This window comes from Roseobacter sp. GAI101, from assembly GCF_000156335.1.
Taxonomy (GTDB): Bacteria; Pseudomonadota; Alphaproteobacteria; order Rhodobacterales; family Rhodobacteraceae; genus Sulfitobacter.
This window is the reverse complement of sequence record NZ_DS999213.1, coordinates 1,553,075-1,575,293: the sequence shown is the minus strand read 5'-3', so window position 1 is coordinate 1,575,293 and position 22,219 is coordinate 1,553,075. Positions and strand designations below refer to the sequence as shown.

Sequence of the window (22,219 nt, the reverse complement as noted above, 5' to 3'; positions counted from 1 at the left end):
GCGCATGGAAATTTTACACAACACCCGCCCGGCAGACGTCACCGGTCTTGACGATATACCCATGCCGTCAGTCGACGCAAAGGCCGCGCAAACGCTGGTCGCGCGCTGTCCCGTCGCCGCACAAACACCCTTGTCCGATGCCGAAGCCATCGCCGTCGAAGCAGGCGTCGCCCAAGTCTGGGTCAAGGATGAACGCGGGCGCATGGGGCTGGGCAGTTTCAAGGCATTGGGCGCTGCCTATGTTATCGCCTGCGACAAGGAACGCGGCGATCATCGCGGACGCACCTATGTGACGGCAAGCGCCGGTAACCACGGCATGTCGGTGGCAGCGGGTGCGCAGGCCTTTGGTGCGAAATCCGTCGTCTACATTGCCGAAACCGTCCCGCAAAGCTTTGCCACGCGACTGGCTGACCAGGGCGCGCAGGTGGTGCGCGAAGGGGCAACCTACGAAGACAGCCTGATGGCCGCCGAAAATGCCGCCGAGGCCAATGGCTGGGCTTTGCTGTCGGACGGGTCATGGCCCGGCTACACCGACCGGCCGCACCGCCTGATGGAAGGCTATCTGGTCCTGATGGCCGAGGCGATTGCCCAGATGCCTGCGCCGCCCACGCATATTTTTCTTCAGGCGGGTGTCGGGGGGCTGGCCGCCGCCTGCGCCGCGTTGGCACGGCAGGCGTGGGGCGATGGTCCGTGCATTATCGTAGTCGAACCGGATGCCGCGCCAGCCCTGCACGGGTCGATCAAGGCCGGTGCGCCGACCCTCAGCACCGGACCGGTCAGTGATATGGGGCGGCTGGATTGCAAGATGCCGTCGCTGATTGCCCTGAAAGGGCTGGCGCGCGATGCCGATGCATTCGCCTTGATCACCGAAGAAGAAGGGCAGGCAGGTGCCGGTACGGCGATGGTGGCTGGCCTTGCCTCCACCCCCTCGGGGGCGGCGGGGATCGCCGGGCTTCTGGCGCTGTCGGTTGCGCAAAAGGCCGATCTGGGCATCAGCGCCCATTCGATCATCCTGACGGTGCTCAGTGAAGGACCCGCCATCTGATGCGCGGATTTGCGCGGGCAGAGTACGAGGCGCGGCTGACCAAGGCTCAGGCCTTGATGGCGGCCCATGACCTGTCGGCGCTGCTGCTGACGACCGAGGCGGAAATACGCTATTTCACCGGTTTCCTGACGCGGTTCTGGGAAAGCCCCTCGCGGCCCTGGTATCTGGTGCTGCCCGTTGCAGGCCTGCCGGTCGCAGTGATCCCGTCGATCGGGGCGGCGTTGATGGCGCAGACATGGGTCAGCGATATTCGAACCTGGCGCGCGCCAGTGCCGCTGGACGACGGGGTCAGCCTGCTGACCGACACCCTGAACGAGGTCGCAGGCAGCGGGCGCATCGGCCTGCCCTCGGGTCCCGAGACATTTTTGCGCGTGCCCCAGGGCGATTGGGCTCGGATCACGGCGGCGCTAAACGGCGTGGTGGTCAGCGATGGCGGTATCACCGCGCAGTTGCGGGCCGTGAAATCTCACGCCGAGATCGCCAAGATCGAAACCGCCTGCGCCATCGCTGGTCGCGCCTTTGCCCGTGTGCCGCAGATTGCGCGGCAGGGGCGTGCGCTGTCGGCCGTCTTTCGCGATTTTCAGGGCCTGCTGCTGGCCGAGGGTGCAGATTGGGTCCCCTATCTTGCGGGCGGGGCAGGGCCGGATGGCTACGGCGATGTGATATCGCCTGCCAGTGACCGGTTGTTGATGCAGGGCGATGTCCTGATGCTGGATACGGGGGCGGTATTTGACGGCTATTTCTGCGATTACGATCGGAATTTTGCAGTCGGCCCTGCGTCGCAGCTTGCCCGCGATACCCACGCCCATCTGATCGACGCGGTTGACGCCGCCGCCGATATTGCCCGCCCCGGCACCACCGCCGCAGAATTGTTTCACGCGATGGATAAGATCGTAACAGGCGGCGCTGGCGGGTCCGATGCGGGGCGGCTGGGGCATGGTTTGGGCATGCAACTGACCGAGGGGCTGTCGCTGATCGTCAGCGACCACACGGTGCTGGTGCCCGGCATGGTGATCACCCTTGAGCCGGGGATGGATACGGGGACGGACCGCATCATGGTGCATGAGGAAGACATCGCGATCACCGAAACCGGCTGCCGTTTTCTAAGCCCGCGCGCCGACCGCACCCTGACGCAGCTGTCATGACCTATCCCTATGCCACCGTCCCTGATCTGGATCCCGCCCTTGGCCTGATTGTGCTGCAAGCGGATGAAACCCTTGAGGGGGACATGCGCGCGATGCTGCCGCTTGAGACGGCGCTTTATATCAGCAGGGTACCAAGCGGGGATGATGTGACACCTGAAACCCTGGGGGCCATGGCCGCGCATCTGACGGCGTCGGCGGCGCTGCTGCCAAAGGCCGCGCGCTTTGCCAGCGTCGGCTATGGCTGCACCTCCGGCTCGGCCGAGATCGGGTCGGACAGGGTTGCCGGTTTCATTCACGACGGCGTAACGACGGACCATGTCACCAACCCGCTTGCCGCATTGATCGCGGCGTGCGGAGCGTTGGGCGTCACGCGGCTGGCCCTGCTGTCGCCCTATGTGGCCGAGGTGTCGGCGACATTGCGCACCGCCCTTGCGGGGCAAGGGATCACGACGCCCGCCTTCGGCAGCTTTGACGAGGCCGAGGAAAGCAAGGTCGTGCGCATCGCGCCGGAGTCCATCATCGCGGCAGCGGTTGATCTGGCCGGGCAGGGCGGGACCGAGGCGATCTTTCTGAGCTGCACCAATCTGCGCACTCTTGGCGTGATCGACCTGATCGAGGCGCGGACAGGGATGCCGTGTCTGTCCAGCAATCAGGTTTTGGCATGGGATATGGCGCGACAATCGGGCATCCGCGCAAAGATACCCGGACGGCTGGGCAAAGTTTAAGGCGCAAAAGCTGATGCATATTGCGCGCGCAGCAGGTTCTTTTGCACCTTGCCCATGGCGTTGCGCGGCAGGTCCTGCGCCAGCACCAGCAAACGCGGGCATTTGAAGCGCGCAAGGTGCTGGCCGATGGTTCCGGCGATTGCGTCCAGATCCAGATCGACCGACCCGTCAGGCACCAGCACGCCCAAGGGGGCTTCTCCCAGATCGGGGTGGGGGACGCCGATGACAGCGCTTTCAAGAACGCCGGGTTGTGTGTCCAGCACCAGTTCGATCTCCTTGGGGTAGATGTTGTACCCCCCCGAGATGATAAGGTCCTTGTCGCGCCCCACGATGTGCACATAGCCTTGATCGTCGATCAGCCCGAGGTCGCCGGTGATGAAAAACCCGTCGGAGCGCAGTTCCGCAGCGGTTTTTTCAGGCATGTGCCAATAGCCTTGAAATACGCCGGGGCCGCGCACTTCGATCATGCCGGTGTCGCCGTCCGGCAGGGTGGTCCCTGTGTCCGGATCGCAGATCTTCAGCTCGACATCCGGCAGCGGCGTGCCCACCGTTCCGGCGCGCCGCGGCCCGTCATAGGGGTTCGAGGTGGTCATATTGGTTTCGGTCATGCCGTAGCGTTCAAGAATACGGTGGCCGGTGCGTTCTTCGAATTGGGTGTGCGTTTCGGCCAGCAGCGGGGCAGACCCGGAAATGAACAATCGCATATGTGCGGTCAGCCCGGCGGTGAAATCATCCGAGGCCAGCAGCCGCGTGTAGAAGGTCGGCACGCCCATCAATGCGGTCGCCCGCGGCATCAGCCGGATCAGTTGGTCGACGTCGAACCGGGGCATGAAGATCATCGCGCCCCCCGCCAGCAGCATGATGTTGGTCGCCACGAACAATCCGTGCGTGTGAAAGATGGGGAGCGCGTGCAGCAGAACATCTGCCTTGGTGAACCGCCAGACATCGCCAAGGGTCTGGGCGTTGCTCAGCAGGTTCTGGTGGCTCAGCATCGCGCCCTTGGACCGCCCTGTGGTGCCGGAGGTGTATAGAAGCGCCGCCAGATCATCAGGCCCCCGGTCGACCGTCGTGAAATCGCCGGACTGAAGCTGCGCAAGATCGCGCAGGCTGCCACGGCCGGTGGCGTCCATCGTCTCAAGCCGGACGGTCGCGCGTCTGGCGACCTTTTCCATCGCATCGTGATCGGCCGGATCGCACACCAGCAGGCGCGCGCCTGAATTCACGACAAAATATTCCATTTCGGCAGCCGTATAGGCCGGGTTTAGTGGCAAAAAGACGAGGCCAGCCTGTACGCATGCGGCATAAAGCGCCAGCGCGTCAGGGGATTTATTGATGTGCACGGCGATCCTGTCGCCCGCTTCCGATCCTAGCCCGACCAGGGTATTGGCATAGCGCGCTGCTGACCTGATGAAATCATCGTGGGAAATGACGTGTCCGTCGGGCATGTGCAAAAACGGTGTCTTCTGACCGATATGGCGGCCGAACAGAGCGTCATAAAGCAGATTGGCCATCCGGAATGTCCCTTGTGCAGGCTTGTGGGGAAAAACTTGCGGCAAACTCGCCCACAGGTAAAGCACTACGGTCACGGCTCAGACATTTGAGCGGAATTCACACCTTCATTGCTCTTGACGATAGGTCTGCTTTGCCATAGGTCACAACCCGTTACGCGGGCGTTGTGTAATGGTTAAGACCTCAGTTTTCCAAACTGAAGATGAGGGTTCGATTCCCTCCGCCCGCTCCAACTTCCCATATTTTTCAGCACGATGATGCAGTTTGCGCAGTGCAGTCGGACCCGCAGGTCTTGACCCCATGCGACGCGCGGGTCATGAAACCCTAGTTTTCAAAGGAAGTCTCATGGCACGCACCCCAACGCCCGCCCCGTCGAAAGAAGAACGCGAAAAATCACGCGAACTGGGGGCGTTGCGCGCGTTGGTGCCATTCATCGCGCCCTACCGCCCGTTGATGTTTGCAGCGATTCTTGCGCTGGTGGTGACGGCGGTGATTTCGCTGATGCTGCCCCTTGCCGTGCGACGGGTGATCGACAATTTCGGCAGCGGCGAAGAACTGCTGGATCAGTATTTCATCGCGGCACTGGTCATTGCCGGGTTTCTCGCCGTGGGGACGGGGCTGCGCTATGCTTTGGTGACGCGCTTTGGCGAACGTGTTGTGGCCGACATCCGCAAGGCGGTGTTTGACCGTGTGATCAGCATGAGCCCCGCGTTCTATGAAAACATCATGACAGGCGAGGTCCTGAGCCGGATCACCACGGATACCACGCTGATCCTGTCCGTGATCGGGTCGTCGGTGTCGATTGCCTTGCGCAATATGTTGATCTTCAGCGGCGGGCTGGTGTTGATGCTGTTCACGTCTGCCAAGCTGACGGGGATGGTGCTGTTGATCGTGCCTGCGGTGGTGATCCCGATCCTCGTGTTGGGGCGCAAGTTGCGGGTGATCAGCCGTCAGAACCAGGATTGGATCGCGGCCAGTTCGGGCAATGCGTCGGAAAGCCTGGGGGCCGTGCAGACGGTGCAGGCCTTTACCAACGAGGCGGCCAGCCGGGGTCAATTCGCGCAGATGACAGAAGAATCCTATGACGCGGCGCGCAGGCGGATCCAGACCCGCGCACTGATGACGGTAATCGTGATCTTTCTGGTTTTTGCGGGCGTCGTCGGCGTGCTGTGGATGGGCGCGCGCGATGTGCGCGCGGGCGACATGACGGCCGGTGCGCTGGTGCAGTTTGTGATCTACGCGGTGATGGTGGCGGGCGGTGTTGCCGCGCTGTCCGAGATATGGGGCGAATTGCAGCGCGCGGCGGGGGCGACCGAACGTCTGGTGGAACTGCTGCAAACTGAGGATACTGTGCAAGATCCGCTGCAACCTGCGGTCCTGCCAAGCCCGGTCGCGGGCCGTATCACCTTTGAGAATGTGGCGTTTTCCTATCCCGCGCGTCCCGGGGTACAGGCATTGGACGGCATCAGCCTGACCATCAACCCCGGTGAAACTGTTGCCTTTGTCGGGCCATCGGGGGCGGGCAAGACCACGATCATCCAGATGATCCTGCGCTTTTATGACCCGCAGTCGGGGCGCATCACCCTTGACGGGATCGACCTGCGCGACATGGCGCGCGCGCAATTCCGCCGGTCCGTAGCGCTGGTGCCCCAAGACCCGGTAATCTTTGCAACCTCCGCCCGCGAGAACATCCGCTTTGGCCGCCCTGAGGCCACAGATGCCGAGATCGAGGCCGCCGCCGAGGCTGCGGCCGCGCATGGTTTCATCAGCGCTTTGCCTGACGGCTATGACAGCTATCTGGGCGAACGTGGCGTGATGCTGTCGGGCGGGCAAAAGCAGCGGATCGCCATTGCCCGCGCGATATTGCGTGACGCCCCCGTGCTGCTGCTGGACGAAGCGACCAGCGCGCTGGATGCCGAAAGCGAAGGCGCGGTGCAGGCCGCAGTGGACAAGCTGAGCGCGGATCGCACGACGTTGATCGTTGCGCACCGTTTGGCGACCGTGAAGAAGGCCGACCGCATCGTGGTCCTTGAAGCGGGTCGGATCATTGACACCGGCACCCATGACGAACTGGTCGGCAAGGGCGGGCTTTATGCCCGTTTGGCCCGCCTGCAATTTACCGACGGGATCGCTGCCGAATAAGACACTTGTTAAGTGCCCGGCATGGGCTATCTGGGAATGATCACGAGTAATTGTATCCAGAGGAAAAATATCATGGGTTTGTGGAGCTTCGTAAAAGACGCCGGCAAAAAGATTTTTGGCGGCGATGATGAAAAAGAAGTGCAAGGCGCTGCCCTGCAGGACGAATTGAAAAACCTGGGCCTTGAGTCCGAGGGTCTTGATATTCAGGTCGCCGGCGACAAGGTAACTGTTTCCGGCAAGGCCGTGAGCCAGGAAATGAAGGAAAAGGTCATCCTTGCCGTGGGCAACGTCGAAGGTGTGGCCGCCGTTGAAGAAGACATCGAAGGCGGTGACGGCGACGGCACATTCCACACCGTTGAAAAGGGCGACACGCTTTGGGCGATCGCAGAGAAGACCCTTGGCAACGGCGCACGCTACACGGAAATCTTTGAAGCGAACAAACCCATGTTGACCGATCCCGACAAGATCTATCCGGGCCAGATGCTGCGCATCCCGGCAAAGTAATCTGCCTGCCCGCCGACGTTTCGGGCGGTATCATCAATTCTGAAAAAAGCGGCAGAGCGTATCTGCCGCTTTTTTGCGGTCAGACCCGCGCAATTGATGCCTGACGCAACGTTCAACGCCCCTCAAACGCTTGCGAAACTTGCGTTTAGCCATCATCCTTACAGGCAGGGAAGAAACGGGATGTGGGCAAACCGCACCCGAGGGGAGGAAGATTATGACATTTGCCGGGATAGAAGACCGTAATGCAATCGAAGCGGAAATGCCGTGGGAAGACCGCAACGTCGCCAAGACGCTTTGGGGCCTGCTGAGCAATACGGCGGATAAATTCCCAAGCCACGAGGCGATCAGCTACCAGCTTTTTTCCGGCGTGAAGGACCACGCCGAGACGCTGAACTGGGCGCAACTGCGCGGGCAGGTCGGACGCGCGGCAAATCTGTTCCGCTCGCTTGGCGTCGGACCGACGGATGTCGTGGCCTATGTTCTGCCCAACTGTAACGAAACGGTCATCACCTTGCTGGGCGGTGCGGTTGCCGGTATTGCGAACCCCATCAACCCGCTGCTTGACGCCGAACAGATCGGATCGATCCTGCGGGAAACGAACGCCAAGGTCGTCGTGACCTTGCGGCCTTTCCCCAAGACGGACGTGGCCGAAAAAGCCGCCGCCGCAGTCAAGCTGGCCCCCAATGTCAAACACGTGCTCGAAGTGGACCTGTGCCGTTACCTGACCGCGCCCAAGTCGTGGATCGTCCCGTTGATCCGGCCCAAGCTGACGGTCACCAACCAGGCGGCCTATCAAAACTTCAACACGGCGATTTCAAAGCAGCCCACCGACCTGACCTTTGACGACCCTCAGGAAGATCGCGTGGCTTTCTACTTCCACACCGGCGGCACCACGGGCATGCCCAAGGTCGCGCAGCACAAATATTCGGGCATGATCTATAACGGCTGGCTAGGGCACACGCTGCTTTATACCGAAGACGACAACATCATGTGCCCGCTGCCGTTGTTCCATGTCTTTGCCTGCCATGTGATCCTGATGGCTGCGGTCGCGTCCGGAGCGCATGTGATATTCCCCACCCCCCAAGGCTACCGGGGCGAGGGCGTATTCGACAACTTCTGGAAGCTGGTGGAACGCTGGAAGGTCACCTTTATCATCACGGTGCCCACGGCGATCTCGGCCAAGATGCAACGCCCGATTGATGCGGATATCTCGACCGTGAAGACGGCGTTTTCTGGGTCTGCGCCTTTGCCGCTCGAATTGTTCCGCCGCTTCGAAGAGGCGACGGGCATCACTTTGGTAGAAGGCTACGGCCTGACCGAAGCCACCTGTCTGGTGTCCTGCAACCCCACGGATGGTGTGAAAAAGGTCGGCAGCATCGGCATCACCTTCCCCTATACCGATGTGAAGATCATCAAAGGCACCGACGGCGGCCCCGTCGAAGCGGGCATCGACGAGATCGGTGAAATCTGCGTCTCGAACCCCGGCGTCTATGCGGGACACACCTATACCGAGGCCGACAAGAACAAGGACCTTTACTATTTCGATAAATATCTGCGCACTGGCGATTTGGGGCGCATTGATGCGGATAACTATCTCTGGATCACCGGTCGCGCCAAGGATCTGATCATTCGCGGCGGCCACAACATCGACCCCGCCGAGATCGAAGAGGCGCTTCTGGGCCATAACGCCGTTGCCTTCGCGGGCGCGATCGGCCAGCCCGATGCCCACGCGGGCGAGGTGCCATGTGCCTTTGTCGAACTGGTCGGCGGGGCGTCGGTGACCGAAGAGGAACTGCTCGAGTTCTGCAAGAAAAAGGTACACGAACGCGCCGCACAGCCCAAGCACCTGACGATCATGCCCGAACTGCCCAAGACGGCCGTTGGCAAGATCTTCAAGCCGGATCTGCGCAAGATGGCGATCACCCGCATCTATAACGAAGCGCTGGAGGCATCGGGCTCTGCTGCGCGGGTCACGTCGGTGGTCGACGATAAAAAGCGTGGACTGGTGGCGCAGGTCACCCTGAACGGCGCATCCAAGGAAGATGTCGGCGGCGTGCTGGATGTGTTCACCTTTGGCTGGGACGCAGCATGAGCGATCCCGACTATGGTGTCCTGCTGGATGATGAAATCCGGGCCTACATGAAACGGTCCGATGAATTCTATCCGCCGGACGCCGTCGGGCTGACAATCGAAGACCAGCGCGCGGTCTACAACAAGATGTGCGCTGCCTTTCACCAACCCCACCCTGACGGGGTGCAGACATGGGACGCTCCATTTGGCGGCGTCCCATGCCGGCGTTACGAGGTCGTCGCATCGGATGTGACGGTCGTGTATTATCACGGGGGCGGGTTCGTTGTCGGTGGTCTGGAAAGCCATGATGACGTCTGCGCCGAAATCTGTGCACGCACCGGATACCGCGTAATCTCCGTCGATTACGGGCTGGCACCCGAAGTCGTTTTTCCCGGCTGTTTCAACGATGCCTACAGCGCGTTCGAAAACATCGCCAAGACCTATTCAGGTGACATTGTGTTGGCCGGAGATAGCGCGGGGGGGAATCTGGCTGCCGCTGTCGCTCACCATGCCCGCGGCCGCGTTGACGGGCGCATCAAGGGGCAGCTGCTGATCTATCCGGGGCTTGGGGGCGATCGGACGCAAGGCAGCTATCTTCGTCACGCCAATGCGCCCCAACTGACTGTTGCGGATATGGAATTCTATCAGCAGGTGCGTTCCGGCGGGGAACCGCCAAAGGATGATCCGCGATACGCGCCGCTGCAAGATACGGATTTCGCCGGACTGCCGCCGAGCGTCATGATCACGGCTGAATGTGATCCATTGTCCAGCGACGGAGAAGCCTACCGCGATGCCATTCTGGCCGCTTGCGGACAGGCGGTCTGGGTCGAAGAGGCGGGGCTGGTCCATGGCTGTCTGCGCGCCCGCGTGATGTCACGCAGGGCGGCTGCGTTCTTTGATCGGGTCGTTGATGCGATCAGCCGTTTGGGGGCTGGGGAATGGCCTGCGACACGCCCCTAGCTTAGGAACGATTTCGCTTTCATGGTGTCGGCAACCGGGGCCCCGAGCCGGCCAAGAATGGTCGGTGCAAGCTGCAACTGATCGATCACCGTATCCTCTGACGGGCCATCGGCATCCCCGAAATAGTACAACGCGGTTTCCTGTTGCAGCGCGCTGCGCCCGCCGTGGTGGCCACGGTCGTCTTGCCCATGATCTGCAGTCACGATGACCTCGTAGCCCATCGCGCGCCACCGGGGGATGAAAGGGGCCAGCATCTCGTCCATGACGGCGCATGCATGGTCCATCTCTTGGCAATCGTGGAAAAACCGGTGTCCCATGCTGTCCAACGTGCAGGTGTGCAGCATGCCGTAGTTCAACCCGAAACGGCCCGCCAGATTGGTCAGCGTGCCGAACAGATCCGCGTCCGACGGGGTCATCTGGTTGATCAGGCCATATCCCGTCATCGTGTGGAAACGCCCGTGGTTGATCGTGTCGCTGTCGGGTTCGTCATATTCGATGTCGCGAACATAATCGAAGGGGTGGCGGTTGAAGAATTCGGACCAGAATGAATGCGCCACGGCCCCCGTGATACCCTGCGCTTCGCGAACCTGCGAAAACACATCCTTGTGCTTCAGCCGAAAGACGTTGCCGTTGCCGGTGCAGCCATGTTCGGCGGGGGCCACGCCGGTATGGATCGAGGCATAGCACGAGGCAGAGATTGACGGCAGCACGGCGCGCTGTGTCCAGACACGGGCATCGCCGCTGTCGACCCAACCTTCAAGATTGCCGAACAGACGGCGGAAGTTGCGATAGGGCACACCGTCGAGAATGATCAACAGCAGTTTCTTGTCCATGTTCTGGTCCTACATTTGCGGGGCTGGCCGGAAAAGTCGAATTTTCCGGTCCGGATCTTTCGAAAAATCCGGTGTCCCTAATTCCCGGCGCTTTCCATACGGCGGTTTTCGATGGTTTCTTCAAGCCAGCCGATTTTCATTTCCGGAACAGAGCTGAGCAGCAAGTCGGTGTAGGCATCGAACGGTGGCGACAGGACCTCACTTTTCGGCCCGTAGCGCACGACTTTGCCTTGATACATCACGGCGATGCTATCGGCGATGGCCCGCACCGTCGCCAGATCGTGGGTGATGAACAGATAGGCGACATCCTCGATCTTTTGCAGGTTCAGCAACAGCTTGAGAATGCCATCTGCCACCAGGGGATCTAGCGCCGAGGTGACCTCGTCGCAGATGATCAGCTTGGGCTTGGCCGCAAGGGCGCGCGCAATGCAGACACGTTGTTTCTGACCGCCCGAAAGCTCTGCCGGATAGCGGTCCTGAAATCCTTGTCCCAATTCGATTTCGTCCAGCAATTCCTGAATGCGCTGCTGCTTGGCTTTGCCTTTCAGCCCGAAATAGAACTCCAACGGCCGACCGATGATGGTGCCCACCGTCTGGCGCGGATTCATCGCGGTGTCGGCCATTTGATAGATCATCTGCATTTCACGCAGGTCCTCGATGGGCCGGGTTGCCAGTTCGGGGTTCAACGTCCGTCCGTCAAAGGTGATCTGGCCGTCACTGGGGGGCAGCAGGCCGGTGATCACGCGGGCCAGCGTCGATTTGCCGGAACCGGATTCACCGACCACCGCCAAGGTCTGGCCGGGATGGATGTCGACATTGATGTTTTTCAGCACGTCGAAATTGGTGCCCTTGTAGCGGGCGGTCACGTTTTCCACCCGCAGCACGGGATTGTCGGACGGGGTCTTTTCCTCGTGGCGGATCGACCGGACGGACACCAGCGCCTGTGTGTATTCCTCTTGCGGGTTGTTGATGATCTGGTCGACGGTGCCGTATTCCACCATGTCGCCTTGTTGCAGCACCATGATGTGGTCGCTGACCTGTGCGACGACAGCCAAATCGTGGGTGATATAAAGTGCGGCCACACCTGTTGCTGCAATCGCTTCCTTGATCGCGGCAAGCACGTCGATCTGCGTGGTCACGTCCAGCGCGGTGGTCGGTTCGTCAAACACCACCAGATCGGGTTCCGGGCACAGGGCCAGCGCCGTCATGCAGCGTTGCAGCTGACCACCGGACACCTGATGCGGATAGCGGTTGCCGATGGTTTCGGGGTTGGGCAGGCCCAGTTTGCGAAACAGGTCAACCGCGCGGGCTTCGGCCTCGGCCTTGGTGAACTTATTCTGGAAAATGGCCGCTTCGGTCACCTGCTCCATGATCTTTTTGGCGGGGTTGAACGACGCCGCAGCGGATTGCGAGACATAGGTGACCTCGGCCCCGCGCAGACGGCGCAGGTTGCGCAGGTTTTCCTTGAGGATATCACGCCCGTTGACCCAGACTTCACCGCCGGTGATTTCAACACCGCCACGGCCGTAGGCCATGGCCGCCAAACCGATGGTGGATTTGCCGGCACCGGATTCACCGATCAGGCCCAGCACCTTGCCGGCCTCCAGATCAAAATCCACGCCATGTACGATCTTGATCGCAACGGGCTTTTCACCGGGCGGATAGGCCGTCGCGCCGATTTTCAGCCCGCGTACCTTAAGCAATGGTTCGGTCATCCCCGGCCCCCTTTCAGCGATGTGGTGCGGTTCAGGATCCAGTCCGCAACAAGGTTGATCGAGATGCAAAGCGTCGCGATTGCATAGGCGGGATAGAGCGCCGCCTGGATGCCGTAGTTGATGCCTTCCTTGTTCTCTTTCACGATGCCACCCCAGTCGGCCTGTGGCGGTTGCACGCCCAGTCCAAGGAACGACAGGGTCGAGACGAACAGCACCGCAAAGATAAACCGCAGGCCCATTTCAGCCACCAGTGGGGACAGCGCATTGGGCAGGGTTTCGCGAAAGATGATCCAGCCGATCTTCTCGCCACGCAGGCGGGCGGCTTCGACATAATCCATCACGGTGATGTCCACCGCGACAGCGCGCGCCAGACGGAACACGCGGGTGCTGTCCAGCAGGCCCATCAGGATGATCAGGATCGGCACAGTCGTCGGCATGACCGACAAGACGACCAGTGCAAAGATCAGGGACGGGATCGACATGATCAGATCGACGAAACGCGACAGCGCCTGATCCACCCAGCCGCCTGAAACCGCAGCGAAAAACCCCATGACGGACCCCAGCGTGAAGCTGAGGATCGTGGCCGCTGTGGCGATGAATATCGTGGTTTGCCCGCCATAGATCATGCGGCTCAGCAGGTCGCGGCCAATGCTGTCAGTACCCAGAAGGAACTCACTTGAGGACGGCTCCCAGACGTCGCCGACGACTTCGGCCATGCCATAAGGTGCAATCCACGGTGCGAAGACGGCCATGAGGAAGTAAATGCCGGTAAAGAACAGGCCGATCATGGCAGAGATGGGAATGTTTTTCATGGGCGAAACCCTTTCGATGGCAGGGTTTTGGGACTGAGTGGCGATACGGCGACCGGGCGTCGGTCAGCGTCTTTTTCGCAAAAGGATGCTTGGTCGCGCGCAGCGCATTTCTTCGGGGGGAAATACGCTGACCTCATTTGGGATGCCTCAACCTTGGATTGGCAAGGATCGACACGATGTCCGCAATCAGGTTCAGGCCGATATAGACGGCGGCAAAGATCAGGCCGCAAGCCTGTACCACAGGCACGTCACGTTTGCTGACATGGTCGACCAGATACTGACCCATGCCGGGATAGGCGAACACGACCTCGACCACGACGACGCCGACCACCAGATAGGCAAGGTTCAGCATCACCACGTTGACGATGGGCGCGATGGCGTTCGGGAAGGCATGTGTGCGAATGATCTTGAGCATGCCGAGACCTTTCAGTTCGGCCGTCTCAATGTAAGCTGATTGCATCACGTTCAGGATCGCGGCGCGGGTCATGCGCATCATATGCGCCAGCACCACAAGCGTCAGCACCATGACGGGAATGGCAATCGCGTTCAGCTTGGCCCCAAGGGTCATGCTGTCGTTGATGATCGACACTGACGGAAACATGCGCCACTTGATCGCGACCCAATAGACCAACACGTAGCCGATCATGAATTCGGGGATGGATATCGTGGTCAGCGTCACAGCCGAGATCAGCTTGTCAGGCCAGCGGTCTTTGTAACGTACTGCCAGAAGCCCCAGGAAGATCGCCAACGGGACCGAAATTGCGGCTGCCCAGAAGGCAAGGAAAAGTGTGTTTTTCAGACGCCCGCCAAGGCTTTCCGCGATGTCGCGGCCATTGGTCAGGGCAGTGCCCAGATCGCCCTGCAACACGCCGCCCAGCCATGAGAAATAGCGGGTGATGGCGGGATCGTTCAGTCCAAGTTCGCGGCGCATGTTCGCCAACGCTTCGGGCGTGGCGGACTGGCCTAATATGGATTGTGCCACGTCACCGGGCAAAATCGACGTGCCGACGAAGATCAGGATCGATGCGGCAAAAAGGAGAAGAAGGCCCAACGCTAAGCGTTGGGCGATCAGTTTCAATATCGGGTGCATCTATGGTACCCTTACGCGTCTTTGACCCAGCATTTGATCGGCGCTTTGTTGTTCATCAGCTCCGCATTCGGGTCTTCGATCCAGCCACCGACGTTATTGGCGACACCATCGACGAAGTCGTTGAACATCGGCAGGATCAAGCCGCCTTCGTCGCGGATCATCATGCCCATCTTGGAGTAGATTTCCTTGCGCTTGGCTTCGTCCAGTTCGGCACGTGCCTCAAGCAGCATCGCGTCGAATTCAGGGCGCTTCCAACGGGTGTCGTTCCAGTCTGCGGTCGACAGATAGGCTGTCGAATACATCTGGTCCTGCACCGGACGGCCACCCCAGTAAGAGGCACAGAACGGCTGCTTGTTCCAGACTTCGGACCAGTAGCCATCGTTAGGCTCGCGCTTGATTTCCAGCGGGATACCAGCGGCTTTGGCGGATTCGAGGAACAGCGACGCGGCATCCACGGCACCGGGGAAGGCACCATCGGCGACGCGCAGGATGATCGGGCTGCCATCGTGACCGGATTTGGCGTAATGTTCTTTCGCCATCTCGATGGAATGCTCGCGCTGCGGAATGGATTCGTCAAACAGCGGATAGGATCCGTTGATCGGCATGTCGTTCCCGATGGAACCGTAGCCGCGCAGGATCTTGTCGACCATCTCTTCGCGGTTGATCGCATATTTCAGCGCCAGACGCAGGTCGTTGTTGTCAAACGGTGCCGTGTCGATGTGGGCGATGAACACATAGTGGCCACGACCGGAAACGGATTTAACGCTCAGGTTCGGCGCACGGTCCAGCAGGGCCGCAACCTTGGGGTCGACGCGGTTGATCATGTTGACCTGACCCGATTGCAACGCTGCGGTACGCGCAGTTGCGTCGTTCAGAACCAGCACTTCGTTATAGTCGGTAAAGCCGCGGTTGTCGGCATCCCAGTAGTTTTCGTTGCGGGTAAAGCCGTGGCGCACGCCGGGTTCGTCGACTTCAAGCGTGTAGGGGCCCGTACCGATACCCGCACCGGGATTGTCGATGCCGCCGCCGGGCTGGATCATCAGGTGGTAGTCGGCCATCAGATAGGGAAGGTCAGCGTTGCCGACTTCGAGTTCGACGATGAAGTTGTCGCCATCGACCTTCATGTCTGAAATGCCGCGCATGATGCCCAAGGCACCCGACTGGCTGTTTTCATCCGAGTGGCGCTGCATGGTCATCAGCACGTCTTCGGGGGTCATGTCCTTGCCATTGTGGAACTGGATGCCCTTGCGGATCTTGAACGCCCATGTCTTCGCGTCTGCGGACGCTTCATAGCTTTCGGCCATGCGGGGTTCGACAGAGCCGCTGGGGTCGACTTCGACCAGCGTTTCATACAGGTGGCGCAGGTTGTCCAGTGGCACTTCGGATGCGGTCAGGGCCGGATCAAGCGTATTGGTGGATTCACCGCCCGACGACCCGATCTTGAGAGAGCCACCGCGAATCGGAGCCTCGTGCGCGGCAGCCTGGGCATTGTTGGCCAGCATCGAGTTGGCGACGGCAGCCGTAACACCCAAGGCAGCAGCGCGGCCAACGAATTCGCGGCGCGTCATTGTACCTTTGGCTACTTGGCCTGTCATGTGTTTTAGTTGATCATCCATTGATCGTGTCTCCCTGATTGGTGCGTGATTTATCCACGACTTTGCGCCGTGGTTTTTATTGACTGATGACACAACGTTAAGCATTTCCGTTTGTGTCGCAAGACTTAATAGCTCGGTGATTGCGTCGGTTTTATTACATGAAGTGTCGTGGAATGCCATCCTCGACGTCGCGTTCGTAAATCAATGCACCGTTTTCATAGGCCTCCAGCCGGGCGGTCAGGTAGAATGTGGTCGCATCCGACCACATTTTCGAATGAGTCTCCGTGCGCAGGCTGATGCCGTCGCGCTCGAGTTCTTCGGTCCAGTGACACACGCCCGTGGCGCTTAGTGGATCGTCGGGGTTTATCGTCCAGCGTTCGCGCGCGATTGATCCGTTGATCAGGCCGTGGTCGCTATCTTTTACCTTGCCGAAATCATCTTCGATCACCAGCGACACGTTACCTGTCACCATATCGATTTCCTGCCGCCGGATGTGGTTTTCGGGGCGCAGGGTTTCCGTTTCCCATGGGGCCGCTGCGGTGGGCGGCGCAAAGGTGTATTCGTCGCCCCCTGTGGTGGGCCGCTGGGGCAGGGCGATCTGACCGGATGAAAGCGATAGCGTCGCGGTTTCCGGTGTGGGCCAGATCAACGGCCAATAGGCGGTCGAAATTGACACCCGCAAACTGTGCCCCGCCGGTACGCGGTAGGCGATGTGATCCAGATCAAAGCTGATCTCTTCTGTCTTGCCGGGCTCCATGGCCGTAGGGTTCTGGGCACTGTTGCGGTGGCTCAGGTTCAATACACCATAGGTGATGCGGGCGCTGGACCCGTCGGGGTGGACGTGGTTCAGCCGGACCGCGATCTGGCCTTGGGGTTTGTCGCAAGACAGCTTCAAGGTGATGCGTGGCGCGCCGACGATATCCATGTTTTCGGTCAGCGGCCCGGTATCAAAAGTCGTGGACAACGCGTCGTCCTGGCGCTGGTCACCGGGCATTTCAGGCCCCAGCCAGATCGCACAGTATTCGCCAGCGCTTGCGCCGCAATGGGCAGGCGATGCTACGGTGGCGTCCAGCGATGCCGTTTGCGGCAAAAGCCCGGCGTCGGTCAGGTGCAGCGTCTCGACCGGCAGGTGTGTGGTGGCCCCCGTGGGTTCGGCGATCCAGCGACCGGGCCGTTCCAGAACCCACGTTGCGGGCCGCATGCCGTCCATCAGATAGGCGCGGTAATCCGGGTCGTCTTCAACGCCGGTGTCGATGTCTTTCAGCCAGCGGTCCCACCAGCGCAGTGCCTCTTGCAAAAAGCCGATGCGCGGTTCGGGAATGGCGAAATGCGGATATTTATGCACCCAGGGCCCGACAATGCCTTTTGCCCCCGGCAATGCCTCGACAATTTGCGGAACGGCGTTTTTATAGGCATCTCCCCAACCGCCGACGGCCAGCACCTTGGCCTTGATCGCGCTATAATCCTCGATCACCGACCCTTGCTGCCAATAGGCATCGCGCGACTGGTGTCGCAGCCAGAGCGATGGCAGGAATGGTTCGGCCTCGAGCCGCTCCAGCCACATCTCGCGCCAGTCCTCTCGCAAAGCGGGATCGGGCGCGCGGCTGGAATAGGCCCACATCGTCGCCCCCCAGCCCAGATTTTCGTTCAACAGGCAGCCACCCTTGTAATGGATGTCATCGGCGAACCGGTCCACGGTGGAACACAGGGTAATCACCGCCTTCAACGGTTCAGGCCCATGTGCTGCGACCTGCAAGCCGTTGAAGCCGCCCCAGCTGATCCCCATCATGCCGACGTTGCCGTTGCACCAGTCCTGCTGGGCCAGCCAGTTGATCACCTCGATGCAATCGGATTGCTCAAGCGGGGTATATTCGTCCTCCATCAGCCCCTGACTGTCGCCATTTCCGCGCATGTCGACGCGCACGCAGGCATAGCCGCGTTCAGCGAACCACGGATGGGTCAGCGCATCGCGTGCCGTGGTCCCGTCGCGCTTGCGGTAGGGCAGGTATTCCAGAATGACGGGCACCGGCACATCGCCGGAGTTTTCGGGCCGCCAAATGCGGGCGGACAGTCGGCAGCCATCGGACATGGTGATGCCCATATCAGGGTCTTCGATCAGCGGGAGCGGGGTGTTTGAAGATGTGTTCATGGCCGAAGGTTTGCCGTCAAGCCGCCGGTTGTCAACGATTCAGCCGTGCGAAAATAGACATTGAACGGGTATCCCGTCAGGGTTGTAAGTCCGCGAAACCTAACAATAATTGGCCGCTGCGCGCTTAAATATGGTTATCGCTACCAGCCGAAAACCGCAACTGTGGCACGCGTGCACCCAAGAATGCGGCAACAGTAGGGCGGAATGAAATATAACTTGGCTTTTCGTCTGCGCCACTTGTACATTACCAGACAATAAAAGGTTGCGTCCCATCATAAGGGAAATTTCAGGCGGCTGCACGATCCGATCAACGGAGCGGCGGTCAATTAAACCAACCAGATGATCCGCGTAGAACGGGCATCGGGGCAGAGCGGTGATATTATGAAGACGATAGATTTCGTCGTTCGCGATCAAGCGGGCGCAGTGCAACGTGATGTGGTGGCCGATGGGTCCAGCTTTCACGTCATTCAGGCAACATCAGGTCAGGAAATCTCGCTTAATTTGCGCCAGACCGACCTTGCGGGTCAGCAGCGCGTTGGCAAGGACCTTGTTCTGACGCTGGCGGACGGGTCCGTGATCACGATCGAGAACTACTTTAACGACGTCGGTGCGCCCAACCGGCTGTACATCTCGTCGGATGGCTATCTGAACGAGGTGGGCTTTATCGAAGGCGAGGGCGGGACCCTTTTTGCGCAATATGGCCCGACGGAAGAATGGGGTAAGTGGAGCCCCTCTGACGATCTGATCTATCTAGGTCATAATGATATGGCCGCTGCCAACGGTGGCATCATCGGCAGCGAAGATGACGAAGTGTCGATGTTTGCGGCACCTTTGCTGGGGGCAGGGTTGCTGGGCGGTGGCGGTGCTGCTGCGGCCGCCGCGGCGGTTGTCGGCGGCGCGGCCGTAGTGGGTGGCATCGGCGGCAGTGGCGGTGGGGGCGGTGCGACCGCGACGGGCCCCTACGTGAACGATGCAAACTCCTCGGCCACGGTTGGCGGGGATGACGTCGTGAAGTCGGTAACTGTTACCGGCGGCGGCGAACCGGGATCGGATGTGACCGTTACGATCGGCGACAAGACGGTCGAAACCGTCATCGACGAAGACGGCACCTTCGAAGTCGTTTTCGATGGCGACAATTTCCCCGACGATGGCAGCTACGATGCCATTGTCGACGTGACGACCGACGACACCGCCACGACCCTGGACGGTCCGACATTCGTGATCGATACGACCGCCCCGACCACCACCGTGACGGAAGGCACCAAAAGCGCGTCTGATTTCTTTAACGCCGAAACCTTTGAACAGGGCGTCAAGATCGAAGGTCAGGGCGAAGCCGGATCGACGATTTCAATCACGGTGGGCGGCGTCACGCAGGTAACGACCGTGGGCGACGATGGGGCGTGGTCTGTAACATACGAGAACGGCACACTGGCCGGTGGCGAATACGAACAAGAGGTCACGATCAAATCGACCGACCAACATGGCAACTCGACCACCACAACGGACACCCTTGTGGTGGATACGCTGGCCCCGTCGGTCGCCATCACCTCGGGCGCACAATCCACGGGCGACAGCTATAACGCCGACAGCTTTGGCGGCGGCGTCACCATCAGCGGCACGGGCGAACCAGGTGCCAAGGTCGAACTGACCATCGACACCTTCACGCGGACCGCGACTGTTGCGGAAAACGGGACTTGGTCCGTGACTTGGCAGTCCGGGGTCTTGCCTGCTGGCGAATACGTCAAAGACATCACCGTCAAGACCACCGACAGCTATGGCAATGCGACCACAACCGTCGAAAAGCTGGTGGTGGACACGGTTTCCGAGGTTTCCGTATCGCAGGATACAGTCGCGGGCGACGGCATGATCAACGGTGCGGAACGCGCCGAGGGTGTCACGCTGACCGGCACCACACAGCCGGGATCCAGTGTTGACGTCACTTTCGGGTCGGCCACGCATCCCGCCAAAGTAGACGCAAACGGTGACTGGACCGTCGATTTTGCCGCCAATGAAATTCCGATGGGGGAAAGCACCGGCACCGTCATTGCGGTGGCAACCGACAGTTTTGGCAACACCTCGACGGCGCAGGGTGAGGTCAGCATTGATACGCTGGTCAACCGCCTGTCCTTCGGCAATCAGGCCGGTGGCTTTGACGCGACGATCAACGGACCCGAGGCAGGCGATGGCATCGTGATGACCGGCAAGGTCGAAGCCGGATCGTCAGTCGTGGTCAGAATGGGCGATGCGTCCCGTGACGCAATCGTGGATACTGACGGCAACTGGACAGTTACTTTCGCGTCCGCCGACATTCCTGCGGGCACCTACGCCACCTCTGTGACGGCCACGGCCACCGACGCGGCGGGCAACACCAGAACAATTTCGCAGTCTGTCGCTGTCGATACCGAAGCCGGTCTGCTGACCATCAACTCCGATGCGATCGAGGGCGATGATGTCGTCAATTTTGCCGAACGCAGCGATGGTGTTGTAATCTCGGGGACCGCTGATGCAGGTGCCCTGGTCGAAGTTTCCCTTGCCGGTGTGACGCATTCCGTGCACGCGGACGGCAACGGCAACTGGACGTCCTTTTATGCAGCCGGTGAAGTGGCGCAGGGCGTCTACACCGCGCAAATCACTGCGACAACGACCGATGCGGCCGGGAATACCCGTTTTGAACAGGACAGCGTCCAGGTCGACACCCGCGTTGACAATCTGGCGCTGAACGCAGTCGAAGGCGATGACATCGTCAGCGGCGCAGAGCGTTTGGCCAATGGCGGCGTGCTGGTCACCGGCACGACCGAAATCGGATCGTCTGTCGTGATCTCGTTGGGCAATGCCATCGCAGGCGGCACTGTTGACGCCAATGGAAACTGGTCTGTGACCTTCGCCCCCGCTGAGGTTCCCCAAGGCACCGAGACGGTTACCGTCAAGGTCGATGCGACGGACCGCGCCGGCAATACGGCCACCGCAAGCCATCAGGTACTGATCGACACCGTGGTTGATCCGCTTGACATGGCCCAGGCCGGCGGCAGCGACGGCATCGTCAGTGCGCGCGAAGCCGCTGTAGGCATCGACTTGAACGGGCAGGTCGAAGCCGGTTCATCCGTCACGGTCACATTTGACGGGCGCACCTATGCTGCCGATGTCGATGGCAATGGCACCTGGAGCGTCACTGTCCCTGCATCCGAAATCCGCCCGGGCACCTATGACGCCGAGATTTCGGTCGCCGCCACCGATCACGCTGACAACATGGCGTCGATCAGCGACACCCTGGCGATTGATACCTACGCCCCCGACGGCCCCGTCATTGCGTCCTATACCCGCGACGGCGACGGCATCCGCGGCATCTCGACCGAGATCAGCCCGGACCAGCTGGATGTGCATCAGGTCAATCCCGACAGATCGATTTCAGAGGTTGAAGCAAGCAGCTTCAATATCGACCAGATCGGGGAGCGTAACTTTCTGTTCACCACCGACGTTCCTGACGGGTCCGATCTGATCGTGACCGCCACGGATGCCGCGGGCAATTCGTCGGGCACCTATCTGGCGCTGGACGACGAAAGTGCGAACACACAGCTGGGCCTGACCAACCCCAACCTGGCCCAGTTCAACATCGAAACCGTTGATCTGCAATTCGCCGAAGAAGCTCAGCTGACCATCACCGAAGCCGCATTGGTGAACTTGTCCAGCAATACCAACACGTTGGTGATCAACGGTCACAGTGACGATACGGTCACGATCACCGGAGCAACGCGCGACGGGTCCGAAGTCAAAGATGGCCAGACCTACGACATCTACACACTGGGGGCCGAAGGTACCTTGATGATCGACGATGACATCAACGTCGTAATCTAAAACCAGGACCAGCCGATGGCGCGGGGGCAACGATCCTCCGCGTCTTGAAAAAGACGGCACGTTTGAGGGCAGG

At 60.4% G+C, this 22,219-nt stretch carries 15 protein-coding genes and 1 tRNA gene; 9 read left to right on the top strand and 7 right to left on the bottom strand.

Going from position 1 to position 22,219, the window contains the following annotated elements:
- The first annotated feature begins 4 nt into the window (after positions 1 to 4).
- The 3 genes from RGAI101_RS07400 to RGAI101_RS07390 are packed head-to-tail and all read left to right on the top strand — an operon-like array spanning position 5 to position 2,915.
- Positions 5 to 1,045: a pyridoxal-phosphate dependent enzyme gene (locus tag RGAI101_RS07400; protein ID WP_008229416.1), complete on the top strand. Its 1,041-nt coding sequence runs from the start codon at positions 5 to 7 to the stop codon at positions 1,043 to 1,045.
- The gene (locus RGAI101_RS07395) at positions 1,045 to 2,190 is read left to right on the top strand and encodes a M24 family metallopeptidase (RefSeq protein WP_008227091.1); all 1,146 of its coding nucleotides are present in this window, start codon (positions 1,045 to 1,047) and stop codon (positions 2,188 to 2,190) included. The genes RGAI101_RS07400 and RGAI101_RS07395 overlap by 1 nt, the downstream gene beginning before the upstream one ends.
- Complete coding sequence (locus tag RGAI101_RS07390; protein WP_008225894.1) at positions 2,187 to 2,915, top strand: maleate cis-trans isomerase family protein; 729 nt, start codon at positions 2,187 to 2,189, stop codon at positions 2,913 to 2,915. Before RGAI101_RS07395 ends, RGAI101_RS07390 begins: the two co-directional genes overlap by 4 nt.
- On the opposite strand, the gene RGAI101_RS07385 is transcribed toward RGAI101_RS07390, so the two are convergent.
- Complete coding sequence (locus RGAI101_RS07385) at positions 2,912 to 4,426, bottom strand: malonate--CoA ligase (RefSeq protein ID WP_008226797.1); 1,515 nt, start codon at positions 4,424 to 4,426, stop codon at positions 2,912 to 2,914. The genes RGAI101_RS07390 and RGAI101_RS07385 overlap by 4 nt on opposite strands.
- 155 nt (positions 4,427 to 4,581) lie before the next feature.
- On the opposite strand from RGAI101_RS07385, the gene RGAI101_RS07380 reads away from it, so the two are divergent.
- The 5 genes from RGAI101_RS07380 (at position 4,582) to RGAI101_RS07360 (ending at position 10,100) form a co-directional block, all read left to right on the top strand.
- Positions 4,582 to 4,656 (top strand) — tRNA-Gly (locus RGAI101_RS07380).
- Between the two features lie 113 nt (positions 4,657 to 4,769).
- The gene (locus tag RGAI101_RS07375) at positions 4,770 to 6,566 is read left to right on the top strand and encodes an ABC transporter transmembrane domain-containing protein (protein ID WP_008227632.1); all 1,797 of its coding nucleotides are present in this window, start codon (positions 4,770 to 4,772) and stop codon (positions 6,564 to 6,566) included.
- Positions 6,567 to 6,638: 72 nt separating this feature from the next.
- Positions 6,639 to 7,070 carry a peptidoglycan-binding protein LysM gene (gene lysM, locus RGAI101_RS07370; protein WP_037227660.1) on the top strand — a complete coding sequence of 144 codons (432 nt, stop codon included), beginning with the start codon at positions 6,639 to 6,641 and terminating at the stop codon, positions 7,068 to 7,070.
- Positions 7,071 to 7,284: 214 nt separating this feature from the next.
- Positions 7,285 to 9,162 (top strand): acyl-CoA synthetase, encoded by a 1,878-nt coding sequence (locus tag RGAI101_RS07365; RefSeq protein ID WP_037227658.1) that lies wholly within the window; start codon positions 7,285 to 7,287, stop codon positions 9,160 to 9,162.
- On the top strand, positions 9,159 to 10,100 hold the full coding sequence (locus RGAI101_RS07360; protein WP_008228276.1) for an alpha/beta hydrolase: 942 nt from the start codon (positions 9,159 to 9,161) through the stop codon (positions 10,098 to 10,100). The genes RGAI101_RS07365 and RGAI101_RS07360 overlap by 4 nt, the downstream gene beginning before the upstream one ends.
- Here the strand turns inward: RGAI101_RS07360 and RGAI101_RS07355 are convergent.
- The 6 genes from RGAI101_RS07355 to RGAI101_RS07330 form a co-directional block, all read right to left on the bottom strand.
- Complete coding sequence (locus tag RGAI101_RS07355) at positions 10,097 to 10,933, bottom strand: alkaline phosphatase family protein (RefSeq protein ID WP_008228074.1); 837 nt, start codon at positions 10,931 to 10,933, stop codon at positions 10,097 to 10,099. The genes RGAI101_RS07360 and RGAI101_RS07355 overlap by 4 nt on opposite strands.
- Positions 10,934 to 11,010: 77 nt before the next feature.
- Positions 11,011 to 12,648: an ABC transporter ATP-binding protein gene (locus RGAI101_RS07350; RefSeq protein WP_008225742.1), complete on the bottom strand. Its 1,638-nt coding sequence runs from the start codon at positions 12,646 to 12,648 to the stop codon at positions 11,011 to 11,013.
- On the bottom strand, positions 12,645 to 13,460 hold the full coding sequence (locus RGAI101_RS07345; protein ID WP_008227204.1) for an ABC transporter permease: 816 nt from the start codon (positions 13,458 to 13,460) through the stop codon (positions 12,645 to 12,647). The genes RGAI101_RS07350 and RGAI101_RS07345 overlap by 4 nt, the downstream gene beginning before the upstream one ends.
- Before the next feature lie 133 nt (positions 13,461 to 13,593).
- Positions 13,594 to 14,550: an ABC transporter permease gene (locus tag RGAI101_RS07340; protein ID WP_008228649.1), complete on the bottom strand. Its 957-nt coding sequence runs from the start codon at positions 14,548 to 14,550 to the stop codon at positions 13,594 to 13,596.
- A gap of 11 nt (positions 14,551 to 14,561) precedes the next feature.
- Positions 14,562 to 16,166 carry an ABC transporter substrate-binding protein gene (locus RGAI101_RS07335; RefSeq protein WP_008225890.1) on the bottom strand — a complete coding sequence of 535 codons (1,605 nt, stop codon included), beginning with the start codon at positions 16,164 to 16,166 and terminating at the stop codon, positions 14,562 to 14,564.
- Positions 16,167 to 16,299: 133 nt separating this feature from the next.
- The gene (locus RGAI101_RS07330; protein WP_008227181.1) at positions 16,300 to 18,294 is read right to left on the bottom strand and encodes a CocE/NonD family hydrolase; all 1,995 of its coding nucleotides are present in this window, start codon (positions 18,292 to 18,294) and stop codon (positions 16,300 to 16,302) included.
- A gap of 381 nt (positions 18,295 to 18,675) precedes the next feature.
- On the opposite strand from RGAI101_RS07330, the gene RGAI101_RS07325 reads away from it, so the two are divergent.
- Positions 18,676 to 22,146, top strand: a complete 3,471-nt coding sequence (locus RGAI101_RS07325; protein WP_037229213.1) for an Ig-like domain-containing protein — start codon at positions 18,676 to 18,678, stop codon at positions 22,144 to 22,146.
- Positions 22,147 to 22,219 lie beyond the last annotated feature (73 nt).